Source organism: Streptomyces sp. NPDC037301 (assembly GCF_055602785.1).
This window is the reverse complement of the sequence record NZ_JBVJWD010000070.1, coordinates 1-12,020: the sequence shown is the minus strand read 5'-3', so window position 1 is coordinate 12,020 and position 12,020 is coordinate 1. Positions and strand designations below refer to the sequence as shown.

Below are 12,020 nucleotides of genomic sequence, written 5' to 3'. Positions count from 1 at the left end.
CAGAGCACCCAGGAACAGGAGCACAACCTGATGACGATGCAGTCTCTTCAACCCGGCCGAATCGCCGTCGTCTCCGGCGGCAGGTCCACCGAACGGGAGCGGTCCCTGTTGTCCGGCCGCGCCGCCCTGGAATCACTCGACCGGCAGGGCTACAACACGGTGCTCCTGGACGCCGCAAGCAAGGAGTTCCCCGACCAGGTCCGCGGCGCCGACGTGGCGTTCCTGGCCATCGCCGGGCAGTACGCCGAGGACGGCAAGCTCCAGGGATTACTGGAGTCCCTGAACATCCCCTACACCGGCTCGGGCGTGACCGCTTCGGCCATCGGCATGCACAAGACGTTCGCCAAAACCGTCGCGGCCGCCGCCGGCGTGGCGGTCCTGCCCTCCGTCAACGTCCCGGCCCGCGACCGCGACACGATCACACAAGCCATCACCAGCACGATCGCCTTCCCGCTGATCCTCAAGCCGCTGTCCGAGGGCGGCTCGATCGGCATGACCGTCTGCCACGACACCGCCGAGCTCGCCGCCGCCCTGCCCACGGCGCGGGCCGCCGACGGATGGTTCGCCGAGCCGTTCACCACGGGCACACCGGTGACCTGCGGAATCCTGGAAGTCGACGGCTCGCCCGTGGCCCTGCCGACGCTGGAGACCCTGCCCACCGACGCCGAGTTCTACGACTACGCCACCAAACGCGACAAGACTAAGTACCACTACCGGTGCCCGGCCCAGCTTCCCAGCGCCACCCTCGACGCGATCACCACCGGCGCGCTCACTGCGCACAGCGCCCTGGCCTGCACCGGATACTCCCGCTCCGACTTCATCGTCACCCCCGACGGAAGCCCGGTCTGGCTGGAGATCAACACCCTGCCCGGCCTCTCTCACACCGGGAACCTCGCCACCATGGCCGCCGCGGCGGGCATCGACTACGACCAGCTCATCCGCGTGATCCTCGCTACCGCCACGACCAACGGGGGGTACCGGCCGTGACCGAGCTGACCGCCCGCGACGTCGAGGACGCCGCCGCCAACCTCCAACCGGTCGCCGCCCGCACCCCGGCCCTCTCCGCGCTCTCCCTCGACCAGGCCGCGGGATGGCCGGTCGTGTGCAAGGCCGAGAGCCTCCAGCGCACCGGCTCCTTCAAGTTCCGCGGCGCCTACCACCACGCCTCATCCCTCCCCACAACGGAACGCGCCCGCGGTCTGATCGGAGCCTCCTCCGGGAACCACGCCCAGGCCCTGGCCCTGACCGGCAGGCTCCTCGAAGTGCCGGCCACCGTCGTTATCCCCGCTGACGCCCCGACCCCGAAGGTCGAAGGCATCCGCGCGCTGGGCGGCAGGGTCGTCACCTACCGCCGGGACTCCGAGAACCGGGACACCCTCGTGGCCCAGATTGCCGCCCGTGACGGCCTGGCCGTCGTCCCCTCGGCGAACTCCCGGCACATCATGGCCGGAGCCGGGACCGCCGCCCTGGAACTCCTCACCGACCACCCCGAAATCGAGACCCTCGTCGTCCCCGTCGGCGGCGGCGGCCTCGCCGCCGGGACCGCCACGATCGCCAAGCACCTCCACCCCGGCATCAAGGTCATCGGCGTCGAACCGCAAGAGGGCGCCGACACCCTGCTGTCCCTGCGCTGCGGCCAGCGCATCGCCCTGCCCGAGGTCCCCGCCACCATCGCCGACGGCCTGGGACACACCAGCCCTTCGCCGCTGACCTGGGCCGTCAACTCCAAGCTCCTCGACGCCATCGTGACCGTGACCGACCAGGACATCACCACCGCCATGGCGTTCGCCTTCCGACACCTGAAGGTCGTCGCCGAACCCAGTGGCGCCTGCGCCCTGGCCGCTGTCCTCAGCGGCTGTATCCCCCACGAGTCGGGGATGATCGGGATAGTGATCTCTGGCGGCGGCGTGGACTGGCCCACCTTCCACCGGCTGATCAGCCAGACAGCCCACCGGAAGGAACCCGCCCGTGTCTGACGACCACCCGTTCCCCACGATCACCCAGTACGCCAGCCCGGACCTCATCACCGCCTTCGCCTACGAAGGCCGCGCCCACGACGACGATCCCCGCTGGGCCGAGTCCGGCGCCCCCGACCTCGACACCTACGGCCGGTGGTCCGGCCACATGTGCGGCATCGCCTGCCTGCGCATGGCGCTCCTGGCCCGTACCGCCGACGCCCCCACCATGTTCGAACTCCTCGACGGCGCCCGGAAGTACGGGGCGTACACCGAGGACCCGGACACCGGCGCGATCCGCGGCCTGATCTACGCCCCCTTCGTCCAGTACGTACAGGACGTCCACCCGCTGGGCGCCGAGGTGCACCCGAATCTGACCGTGCCCGGCCTCCTCGCCCTCCTCGATGCCGGGCGGCTGGTCATGGCCTCCGTGCACAAGGAGATCCGCCGCCCCGAGAACCCCGCCCCCGGCAAGGGCGGGCACCTCGTGCTCGTCACCGGCCGCCAGGGCGACACGGTGCACTTCCGCAACCCGTCCGGGCACACCGAGCAGGCCCGTACCGCGAGCCTGCCCGTGGCCGAGTTCGCCGAGTTCTTCGGCGACCGCGGCGTGTCCCTGACCTGAGAACACGGACGCCGCCTTCGGGCCGATCGGCCCCTGTACACCACTACGCACCTAGTCGCGCAACCCCTGACCAGGAACATGTGCGAGCGCGCCGCCGAACTGGTCGGTGGCGCGATCGATCTGGTCACCCGTCAGGCAACAGGGGATCTGGTGGGTGCGGGAGGTTCGGTGCGGGGATCCTGGCTTGTGAGTTGGAGGAACCCCTGGCTGGATCCACCGGCCAGGGGTTCCTTGTGCCTGAGCCACGGGGGGAGGCTGCAGGCGTTCCCCGACAGCCGCTGGTGGGGCGGACTACTCACCACGGTGCCTGCCGACACCATCACCGAGACCGGCACACGCACCTACGCCCTCAGCGAGCTGATGGTCCGCACACCGTGGCGCAAGACCGGCACCGCCCGGCGGCTCCACGACGCGCTACTCGCCCAACGGCCCGAAGAGCGCGCCACGCTCCTGGTCGACCAGGACTACCCCAAGGTCCATACGCTGTACCAGTCCTGGGGATGGCAGACGCTGGGCGACCTGCGCCCGAGCATCCCGGACGCGCCGCTCTTTCATGCCATGCTGCTGGGTCTCCCCCAGCACTGACAGCTGGCCTGAGCTGCGGCTCAGGACTCACACGCGGCTGTCACGGAGAGTCCGATTGCCCGCCGATCTCCGCAGAAAGACCGTGAACTTCTTGCGGACTCTGGCGCAGGGGTACCGGGGCCCGAACTGGCCCCGCGTATGGGTGTTGATGCCGCGGGGCCAGGGACGAGCGCAGTCCTGTCAGAGCGCTCAACGCCGAACGTACAAGTCCAGCTCTTCTACCGCGCGACCGAATACTCCGACCGAACCAGCACGACGAGCGCCGCTGCTCACGCCAAGGCGGAGCGCGGAGCCCAGGCCGGTCAGCCGAGGCGGTAGCAGGCCGCGCCCGCGGAAAGACCCACACCCAAGCCCTCCTCCGCCTCGCACGCCAACGCATCAGCGTCCTGTTCGCCATGCTCCGCGACGGCACCTTCTACGAATCACGAGCCTCCGAAGCAGCCGTCGCATGACCAGCCCATCAACAGCCCGACTCGCCAGCACAACGATTCAGCAGCCGTCGGAGCCGTCGTCAGTGTGTTACGCCGCCCGCCCACGCCAAGATCTCCGCGGCGCCCTGACGGACAGCCGCCTCCCCGTCCCGAGCGAGCTGCACGCAAACTGCCGCGACGTCAGGCACGCTGTCCGGTCCCGCCAGGACGTCATGCACCCCGGTCTGCATCCAGTCGGCATGGCTGTCGTCGGCTTCGGCGAGCGCCAGAGCGATGAGTCGCACCGCAGCCACCGTCCCCACCCGGGCCAGGGCCTCTGCCGTCTGACGGGTCACTGCCGTGTCCTCGACGTCCAGCAGCAGCCCCACCAACGCTTCCGCAGCCTCAGGAACATCAGGGAAGGAAGCAAGGTCATGCCCGGCACGAACACGTTGCGACCACGAAGGAGACGAGGTCCCACCCAAAGCCACCTCCACCCCACTCATCATCTCCGACACGACCAGACAGTCTCATGCCCCACGGCGAAGATCGAGCCGGGACCAAACCTGCCCACGCTTGACGAAGGACATAGAGGCACCCCTCATGACGGGTACGGGTACGTACCCGTACTCTTGGAGCATGGGAAGGAGTACGACGATGTCCGATGCCAATGTCCGTATCCCCGAAGAGGCCAAGGACCGGCTTGCCGCGATCGCGGCCGCTGAGGGTCTGTCGCTGCGCGCTTACCTGGCACGCCTGGCCGAGACGATGCTGACCCCGGCCGAGCGTGCCGAGCGTGCCGAGAAGGCCCGGGCCGCGCTGAAGAAGTGGAACGGCTACGCCCCCACTACTGCCGAGCAGGATGACCTGGACAGTGAGCTGGACCGGCGCCTGGCCCGGGTGACTGCCCGGTGAGCGACGCCATGCACATCGTTCTGGACGACACGGCGATGGCCGCGGCGGGCCAGGGCAACGTCCTCGCATCCCGCCTCATCCACCGGGCTCATGCCGAACCCGGCTGGTTCCTCTACGCCCCGGCCTGCGCGCTCGTCGAAGCCGACCGCGCACGCCCCGGCACGGCGGAACACCTGGTGTCTCTGCCCGGCATCACTGTCCTGGACCTGGACCTGCCGGCCGCTCTCGCGATCGCGCAGCAGGAGACATGGGCCGCGGCGCACAGCCAGTACGCGGCGCAGCCCACCGCGGACCGTCCCGACGGTGCGATCGTCGCGACCACCGCCCCGAACCGGTGGGAGGGAGAGCCGGTCCGCGTCCTGGACCTGACGCCCTGACCGGTCGGTGACGTGAGGCCGGGCCGCTCTGCCGGTCCGGCCTCACGCCTGGACGGGTCAGCCCCGAAAAGCACCGGCCGGGTGTCGGTCCGCGCAGAAGCGCTGTGGTCAGGCCGATGGCTGGCCGGTGGGTGCGCTCTGGTCGGCGGTCTGGTCCAGTTGCTGTTGGCGGCGTCGCTGCTCATTGCGCAGTTTTTCGACGCGCTGGGTGAATCGGGCGAGGGCCTGTTCTTCTTGGTCGCTGCCGTACTCAAGGTATTCGCCTACTCCCGGCGCGAGGGCGTTTGCTTCCTCTTCGATGGAGTCGGCTGTCTCCTGGAGGAAGTAGCTGCGCTCGCGGTACTTGTAGTAGCCGGTGAAGGCCGCGGCCAACGTGATGGCGAAGCTGATGGCCACAATCGTGACGCTCTGCCAGGTCAGTTCCTTGGCGGTGTCGAAGGCCGCCACGGTGGTTGTCGATGCCGACCCGATCATGATCAGGGACTGCAGGCTGTTGTGGACGAGGCGGTATTTCCTGCTCTCCGCCTGGTACTGCTCGATCATGCCGGCGACATCTTCGCGGTAGAGCCTGCGACGTTTGTCGAGCGACGGCTGTGACGTTGCGGTGATCCAGCGCAGCACGTCACGGTTCTGGTCAACCCTGCGTTCCAGTTCTTGGCGGCTGGCAAGTGGAGAGCGGATTTTGGTTATCGCCAGGCTCGCCACGGCGGACAGCGCGAACAACGCGCCGCACACTATGTCCGTTCTGATAAAGCCAGTGGGGTCACGCCAATGCAGAACTGTCACGCATAACGCGGTGACGAAGCAGCACGCGGCTGCCAGGACGGCAGTGCCCAGAGCGCGGTCGAGGGGGCGCCGCCGGGCAAGGCTCCGCTCTTGTTTCCTCACTAGCCCACGCATCTGCGCGTGCGTCAATTCCTTGCCGGTGTCTTCGTCTGTCGCCACCGTGCGGTGGCGGTAGTCGTCATCGATGCTGCGAACCACTGCTGCTCTTTCCTCTCAATGCTCTTTGGGCTGGGCAGCGGGCGAAGCCGGTGTCCCGGGCCAGCGTCTGTGGCGGCCGGCGCCGACACGCGCGAGCAGAGTTCCCGGCCGACCGGCGGCGCTGCGGCGCGTCATCGGGTGGTTGGCAGTTGCTCGCGGCGGGTGGTGACCAGGGCCCGCCACCATCGGCAGGCGGAAACACGGTGACCCTCACCGGCGTCGGACTGACGTATGCCACCGCAGCACTGTTCGGGGCCGTGCCCGCCGGCTTCACCGTGGTCTCCGACACCCAGCTGACAACCACGGCACCGCCCGGCGTGGCGGGCGGGGTCACCGTCAGGGTCGTCACCCCCGGTGGCACGAGTATCGGCGTTCCTTACACCCGACTCGGCCCACCCAACATCTGAGCGGTCCGGCACGTGGGACTCGCCACTCTTGTCCTCGATTGCCTGCGCCCGGTCATGCCCCGGACTCCGACAACGCCACCGACCTGTACTCCCTCGGATGCGTGCTCTACGAGATGGTCACCGGCCGCCGGCCTTTCACCGGCACGTCCTGGCACCTGGTCAACCAGCACCTCAACGAACAGCCCGCCGCGCTGCGCACCCTGCGCACCGAGTCCCCCGTGGAGCTGGAGCGGTTGGTCGGCCGACTCCTGGCCAAGGACCCGGCCCAGCGGCCGGACAGCGCCGAAGAGATCTGCTTGCCCCCGTCGCTGTTTGAGGTCGATTACCTCACGGTCGAACACGCGAAAATCTATGACGGCCGGAGTAGACATTGGGTGGTGGCGTGGTTATGGTTTCTCTCGTAGCCCAGAGAGACCGCAGGGCCTGGCAGAGACGAACTGCCGGGCAGCAGTACACGCAGTTGCAGTTGGCAGGACGGTGCGGTGGTGGAGTTCCGAAGCCAGCGTTGTTGCAGGACGGCGACGGGACTGACGACCGGACCGGGTGGCCCGCAGTGATCAGGGGCCGCCGCGAGCAGGACCGCAGTTAACGCAGTGGAATTACCCGTAAGTGCAGTTCGCAGTACCCAGCAGTGAAGTCAGTGAGCAGCACCTCGGTGAAGGCGTCGGCTGCGGACGCGCGCACCGGGAAGTTCGGCAGTGGGGTTCTAAGCCAGAGCAGACGCAGGACGGGCGACGGGGCTGGCTGCCGAAGAGTGACGCTTACTCAGGTCACCAGCAGTTCGCATCACCTAGTAGTACAAGCAGTGCGCAGTACCAGCAGTACGCAGTCCCCGTTGGTAAGTGTTGACCAAGAGGGAAGAACGGAGGAGCCGAGCGCCATCAGGATCGCCCGGGCGGAATTCGCTGAGCCCGGGTACCGCAGGACATCGATAGTGAGGTGGTCTCCGGTCAAGCAACCGCGATCCCCGCGTCCCCGACAGCATCTCGGTCGGGTCTGCGGAAACAGAAGGCCGGCGCAGTACCAGGGCCGGCAGATGGTGTAGCAGTTCCTTCGGGGCCCTGGTGCCATACGGCACCAGGGCCCCTCCACGCGTTCCACAGAGAGGTGCAATGACAGCAGACGACTCGATCGGCCGTCTCGATGACGACGACTACCCCGCCTACACCATGGGCCGGGCTGCCGAAATGCTCGGCACCACCCAGGGCTTCCTCCGCGCCATCGGCGAAGCCCGCCTCATCACCCCGCTGCGCTCCGCAGGCGGACACCGCCGCTACTCTCGCTACCAGCTGCGCATCGCCGCCCGCGCCCGGGAACTCGTCGACCAGGGCACCCCCATCGAGGCCGCCTGCCGCATCGTCATCCTCGAAGACCAACTCGAAGAAGCCCAGCGCATCAACGCCGAATACCGCCGCGCCGCCGAATCAGCGGACCCGACGACCGCGGCCTGAGACGGCTGAGACCTGCGACTCCCCCAGGAGCTTCGCGGCTGCCGCCCGCGCATGCTGCCCGGGACGCACAAAGTTCCGGGCCACTTTCTATGGCCTCACGTCGAGCCCCCACCGGGGGCATGGTGTGCAGCAGTTCCAGTCGGCGCTGGACGGCTTCGACCGCCCCGGAGCGCCGGCCAGGAACGTGGCGGCGCAATGAGACCAGGGGCGGGCCGAGTTCCCGGGCCTGCTGCGGGTCGCGAAGTTCCTGCCACTGGTGGTGGGCGCGGTCTACGGCGCCTTCTACGGCGGGGTCGTCCGGGGGCTGTTGCCGGGCAAGGCGGGCGTCGGCGGCAGCCATCCACAACTTGCAGCTGCGCGCCGGATCGGCGTCATCGTGGTCATGCAGGTCTCACGCCGCACGGCCGGGCGGGTTACCCGCGGCTGTCTCGGCGGGCGGCCAGGGCCGTATGGGCCTGGCCGATCTCGATGAGGTAGGGGGCGACAAAGCCGTGATAGTCCGCTTTGCGTTGGTCCGGTAGATCCCGCCAGCCGGTGATACGGCCACGGCAGCGGCGCGAGCCGCACCGGCAGCGGGCGGCGAAGTAGTCGACCGAGTAGTTCCGCATCGCATAGTCAAAAGTGATCTCGTCGCCTGCGGCGATAGGTGCGCGGGCGACGAAGTCGTGAGCACCACTGGCATTGAGGCGGATCCCGCAGTTCGGTTCACACGAGTGGTTCACCTTCGAGACGAGCCCGCCGTGCAACACGAAACGTTCCGCACTGACCTGGGAGGCGTGGGAGTGATTGCGGTCCAGTTCACGATCGATGACACCAACCATCACCGTCTCGTCGATCTGGAAAGGCCGGGTGGCGAAAACGCCTTCTCCTTTTTCGTGAGTTCCCCGGAGTTCGAAGCCGTTATCCATCGTCGCCTGCTCTCTGCGGGATCAGCACGCCCGAGGGTGATCAAGCTGCGGGCACGACAAAATCGATGCGCCGCCGAGGGGCTCCTCGACCACGATCTGTTGATCCTTGCATCACACCCGATCGGCCATGGCCGTTTCAAGACTGTCCCGTCTCAAACGGTCTGGCCCCGGCTCAGACCTGTGACTTGCGGCGACCAGATCGGTTGAGACGTGGGGACGCTGGGAATCCCGGTTGATCTGGTCCTGGGCGAGAGGATGCCGGATGCTGTCTCTGTTGATCTGGTCCGGTTCATCGGAAGCTATCTCAACGACTCTTCACTGACGTGATTTCCGAGGCTGATTCTCGACAGTGCCCACCTGTGGGTCCTTGATCACAGGGGCGAGTGTCGGCAGACCGATCGTTTCCGACACTCACGCCGCCGCAGGCGCGTTCTCAGCCGCGCGACGGCGCTTCCAGTACGCGACGGTCAGCATGGCCAGCAACGGGCCCCACAAGCTCAGCGGTGCATAGCAGAAGTAGTACCAGGCAGCCTCCCAGCCGGTGGCCAGGGTCGGGGAGCCGGCCGGTAGGTCGTCGCCTTGGATCGTGGTGCCCCTGATCTCGGAGACGCTGAACAGGAGGGTGAACACGAGCATGAGGATCGTGGCCCCGATGGCGGCCGGTACGGCGGAGCATCTGGCCGCGCTGCCGGGAATCACCGTTCTGGACCTGGACCTGGCCGCCGCCTTGGCTCTCGCCCGGCAGGAGACATGGGCGGCGGCCCGCCAGTACGTGGCGCAGCCCACACCCGACCGCCCGGACGGCGCGATCATCGCCACCACTGCCCCGAAGCGGTGGGAGGGTGAGCCGGTCCGCGTACTGGACCTCGCGCCCTGATCGCAGCAGGAGACCGGCTGTGGTCCCGCCCGATCCGGCGGGACCACAGTGCGTCACGGGGCGGCCCGCAGGTGATCACTCCGGACGGTGGCCAGGCCTCGTCACCGCTGACGGGCCGTCGTGGCGGTTCCGGGGCCCTGGGCGAGCGGCTGAGCGGCTGGCAGCAGGACCGGGTCGAGGCGGCGGCGAAGGCGGAGCTGCCCCGGCTGGCGGGCCTGTTGGTGCGGCCGGAGGCGGCGCCGCAGCTGCTGGCCGACCGGCTCACCGTGCGCCCGGAGTCGGCGGTGGGCGACGGAGGTCCGGTTGAAGCAGGCCCGCGTCATCGCGGCCGCCGGCCCGGTGTGCCGGGAGACCGCCTCGGACGGCTACCACCGCGCGCTCGCCGCGCACCGCAAGGCCGCACCCGCCACGCCGGACCGGCAGGGCGAGGCTGGCCGCCAGGTGAAACCGCAGCGCCTGGAGCAGACGGCGTGACCTGCTGTCAGTCAGGCCGCCACTCCACTGGCCCCGCCCCGGCTCAGGTCCGGGACGGCCTGCTTATCCCGGCAGCCGTCCGGCCGCCCGTGGACGGCTTCAATTACTGGCGGGCAGGCGGTTGTCGATCGTCACCACGACTGGGTCTCCCTCGTCAGAACGTGCCTGGCGGAGAACTCGCGCAGTCTCGTAGTAGACCTGGGAGGCCATGGCCCAGTCGGCGTACGAGATCAGCTCGTCCGCGTCTCCCGACACGGAGGTTTTCGCGACGCGGTAGAGCGACAGGAGCATGGCGACCAGCGACCGGCCGGAGAGCACTGCGGCTACAAGGCCCTCAGCACGTTCTTCCAGAGCCGGCGTCCGGAAGTGCGGGTGATTGCCAACCTGGGCTGCCACGAACTCCCAGGTGTCCCGGTGGCAGACCAACGTCGCCGACGCGACCCTCCCAGCCCTCATGATCGCCCAGATCCGCCCCTCCCAGCTGATGGGATACGGCTCCTTCACCGAGCGCCCACGGGTTTCCGCTCAAGGGCTGGGCACGCCAGCTCGGTGCCGTCGATCTCACTCGGCCCGAAGGAGAGCACGCTGATCAGCCCGGACCGTGCGGACCATCATCAAGACGGCCGCCCGCGCGGCCGGGCTCATCAAGGACGAGGACGAACGGGCCCGGCGGGACGCGCCGGCCCGACCGGGTGCGGCCGGCCTGACACCCTCTGCGGCCAGAGCGGTCTTGCCGTGCCGCACACTGTCGGTCTCGAATTGCCCGACCACCGCGCCCAAGCCTTCGTTCCGTCTCTGATTTCATTCCCCGGCCCCCTCTCTCGGCCCCAGAGGGTGCTCGGCGGGGTTCCGGAACCCAACTCGCGGCCGCCGCCGCGTGATTGGCGGCACAGCTTGCGAATACCACAGGCAGAGGGCCGGCTCGCGTGGACGCTCCGCCCTTCGGCAGCGGCAGGTCCGGGATGCCGCTACGCAGGTACGACGTGGACGCTCTGCGCGACGTTGCCGGGGTTGCAGGCGGCCGCGGCCACCATGGGTGCTTCGACGGTGTAGTTGCTGTACGCGACGTACCCCACGCCCGACTGCACGTCGAGGCAGACCACCTTGGCCTGGTAGGTGCCGGTGTCGCACTGCACCTTGCCCAGTCCGTAGTAGTGGCTGTTGCCGTTATGGAGCCACTCGATCCAGGTGACGCAGCCGGTGGGCGGATCGGCCTGGGCCACGGGGGCTGCTTGAGCGGGGGCAGCAGCCAGAGCGGACAACCCGAGGACGGCTGTCGCGAGGGTCACCATGGTTCGCTTGAGCATCAATTTCTCCTGCATTTCGAGTAGGGAAACGTTAACTAGTTCTGCCGGAGGCCATCGCTGCTGGCCTTCTTTGCCGGACGGATGCGGTGATTAACGTGATGGTCATTCACGTATGCATGCAGAAGTTCAATGGAACTCTGCATATCCTTTTCCTCGTCCACTCTTAATCCATCTGACGGGAAATGCACCGCTATCGTTGATGGTCCATTCAAAGGTCACCAACTGCGCCAGTTGGGCTGAATTTCAAGTGCGCGCCATAAAAACCGGCCTGAACCCCTTCCTGTTGACGTCGTGATACTCCCTGGCGAATTCTCCGCTCACGCAAGGAGGCGCCGGCTTGCTCCGGTGAAAGCGCATACATATCTTTTCGGAGGTCATCCATAGGCGCAAGAAGACGTTGGTTACGATTAGATAAACAAGCGGAAAGGGGGGTGGCAAAGCGTAGGCAGGAACCGATGGAAATACGAAAAAATGCAATTTTAGGCGTCTTGCACTATCAGGTAGGGAGCTCGAAGTCTTCGCGCACGACGTTGCGCTTGAACGTGGTCACGCCGAGTGTGTCGCCCTCGTCGTCCCGAGACATCCGCGTGTAGGTCCCGGCGGACTGAGTCCGCCGGGGCCCTTCCTCGTGCTCGTGCTCGTACGTCGTACTAGGGCCTGTTCTCGGTTGTGATCAAAGTCGGGTTTTGGCCCCGTGCGTGTTGGTGGCCTGGTAAGACGTTCGTGTGACGCGTGCGCAACTGAC

16 protein-coding genes and 2 pseudogenes are annotated in these 12,020 nt (G+C 67.7%); 12 read left to right on the top strand and 6 right to left on the bottom strand.

Annotated features, from left to right (window positions below; genetic code table 11):
* Positions 1-30 precede the first annotated feature (30 nt).
* The 5 genes and pseudogenes from ACZ7IB_RS44500 to ACZ7IB_RS44480 all read left to right on the top strand — a co-directional run.
* On the top strand, positions 31-987 hold the full coding sequence (locus ACZ7IB_RS44500; protein ID WP_470920734.1) for a D-alanine--D-alanine ligase family protein: 957 nt from the start codon (positions 31-33) through the stop codon (positions 985-987).
* Positions 984-1,976 carry a threonine ammonia-lyase gene (locus ACZ7IB_RS44495; protein ID WP_470920732.1) on the top strand — a complete coding sequence of 331 codons (993 nt, stop codon included), beginning with the start codon at positions 984-986 and terminating at the stop codon, positions 1,974-1,976. The genes ACZ7IB_RS44500 and ACZ7IB_RS44495 overlap by 4 nt, the downstream gene beginning before the upstream one ends.
* A complete protein-coding gene (locus ACZ7IB_RS44490) occupies positions 1,969-2,580 on the top strand; it encodes a cysteine peptidase family C39 domain-containing protein (RefSeq protein WP_470920731.1) in 612 nt (203 codons plus the stop codon). Before ACZ7IB_RS44495 ends, ACZ7IB_RS44490 begins: the two co-directional genes overlap by 8 nt.
* A gap of 78 nt (positions 2,581-2,658) precedes the next feature.
* A complete protein-coding gene (locus tag ACZ7IB_RS44485; RefSeq protein ID WP_470920730.1) occupies positions 2,659-3,165 on the top strand; it encodes an N-acetyltransferase in 507 nt (168 codons plus the stop codon).
* A gap of 323 nt (positions 3,166-3,488) precedes the next feature.
* Positions 3,489-3,617: pseudogene (locus ACZ7IB_RS44480) on the top strand (IS110 family transposase); the annotation flags it as partial.
* A gap of 59 nt (positions 3,618-3,676) precedes the next feature.
* Here ACZ7IB_RS44480 and ACZ7IB_RS44475 read toward each other — a convergent pair.
* Positions 3,677-4,084 carry a HEAT repeat domain-containing protein gene (locus ACZ7IB_RS44475; RefSeq protein WP_470920765.1) on the bottom strand — a complete coding sequence of 136 codons (408 nt, stop codon included), beginning with the start codon at positions 4,082-4,084 and terminating at the stop codon, positions 3,677-3,679.
* Positions 4,085-4,232: 148 nt separating this feature from the next.
* On the opposite strand from ACZ7IB_RS44475, the gene ACZ7IB_RS44470 reads away from it, so the two are divergent.
* Both ACZ7IB_RS44470 and ACZ7IB_RS44465 read left to right on the top strand, forming a co-directional pair.
* Positions 4,233-4,490, top strand: a complete 258-nt coding sequence (locus ACZ7IB_RS44470; protein WP_356484518.1) for a hypothetical protein — start codon at positions 4,233-4,235, stop codon at positions 4,488-4,490.
* Between the two features lie 8 nt (positions 4,491-4,498).
* Positions 4,499-4,867 carry a PIN domain-containing protein gene (locus ACZ7IB_RS44465; RefSeq protein ID WP_356484520.1) on the top strand — a complete coding sequence of 123 codons (369 nt, stop codon included), beginning with the start codon at positions 4,499-4,501 and terminating at the stop codon, positions 4,865-4,867.
* A 108-nt stretch (positions 4,868-4,975) separates the two neighbouring features.
* Here the strand turns inward: ACZ7IB_RS44465 and ACZ7IB_RS44460 are convergent, their stop codons facing one another.
* On the bottom strand, positions 4,976-5,851 hold the full coding sequence (locus tag ACZ7IB_RS44460) for a DUF4231 domain-containing protein (RefSeq protein ID WP_470920728.1): 876 nt from the start codon (positions 5,849-5,851) through the stop codon (positions 4,976-4,978).
* 50 nt (positions 5,852-5,901) lie between these two features.
* Here ACZ7IB_RS44460 and ACZ7IB_RS44455 point away from each other — a divergent pair, with 50 nt between their 5' ends.
* From ACZ7IB_RS44455 to ACZ7IB_RS44445, 3 genes are all read left to right on the top strand, one after another.
* Positions 5,902-6,258 carry an IPT/TIG domain-containing protein gene (locus ACZ7IB_RS44455; protein ID WP_470920727.1) on the top strand — a complete coding sequence of 119 codons (357 nt, stop codon included), beginning with the start codon at positions 5,902-5,904 and terminating at the stop codon, positions 6,256-6,258.
* Positions 6,259-6,296: 38 nt separating this feature from the next.
* Positions 6,297-6,662 carry a protein kinase domain-containing protein gene (locus ACZ7IB_RS44450; protein ID WP_470920725.1) on the top strand — a complete coding sequence of 122 codons (366 nt, stop codon included), beginning with the start codon at positions 6,297-6,299 and terminating at the stop codon, positions 6,660-6,662.
* A gap of 708 nt (positions 6,663-7,370) precedes the next feature.
* Entirely contained in the window at positions 7,371-7,709 is a 339-nt protein-coding gene (locus ACZ7IB_RS44445; protein ID WP_470920724.1) for a MerR family transcriptional regulator, read from the top strand.
* Positions 7,710-8,122: 413 nt separating this feature from the next.
* On the opposite strand, the gene ACZ7IB_RS44440 is transcribed toward ACZ7IB_RS44445, so the two are convergent.
* Together ACZ7IB_RS44440 and ACZ7IB_RS44435 are read right to left on the bottom strand one after the other, a co-directional pair.
* Entirely contained in the window at positions 8,123-8,617 is a 495-nt protein-coding gene (locus tag ACZ7IB_RS44440; protein WP_331735654.1) for an SET domain-containing methyltransferase, read from the bottom strand.
* A gap of 411 nt (positions 8,618-9,028) precedes the next feature.
* Complete coding sequence (locus tag ACZ7IB_RS44435; RefSeq protein ID WP_470920722.1) at positions 9,029-9,247, bottom strand: hypothetical protein; 219 nt, start codon at positions 9,245-9,247, stop codon at positions 9,029-9,031.
* Between the two features lie 31 nt (positions 9,248-9,278).
* Here ACZ7IB_RS44435 and ACZ7IB_RS44430 point away from each other — a divergent pair.
* Positions 9,279-9,494 (top strand): annotated as a pseudogene (locus ACZ7IB_RS44430) (hypothetical protein); the annotation flags it as partial.
* A 303-nt stretch (positions 9,495-9,797) separates the two neighbouring features.
* The gene (locus ACZ7IB_RS44425; protein ID WP_470920720.1) at positions 9,798-9,968 is read left to right on the top strand and encodes a hypothetical protein; all 171 of its coding nucleotides are present in this window, start codon (positions 9,798-9,800) and stop codon (positions 9,966-9,968) included.
* Positions 9,969-10,067: 99 nt separating this feature from the next.
* Here the strand turns inward: ACZ7IB_RS44425 and ACZ7IB_RS44420 are convergent, their stop codons facing one another.
* Entirely contained in the window at positions 10,068-10,424 is a 357-nt protein-coding gene (locus ACZ7IB_RS44420) for a hypothetical protein (RefSeq protein ID WP_470920718.1), read from the bottom strand.
* A 512-nt stretch (positions 10,425-10,936) separates the two neighbouring features.
* Positions 10,937-11,275, bottom strand: a complete 339-nt coding sequence (locus ACZ7IB_RS44415) for a hypothetical protein (protein ID WP_470920717.1) — start codon at positions 11,273-11,275, stop codon at positions 10,937-10,939.
* Between the last annotated feature and the right edge of the window lie 745 nt (positions 11,276-12,020).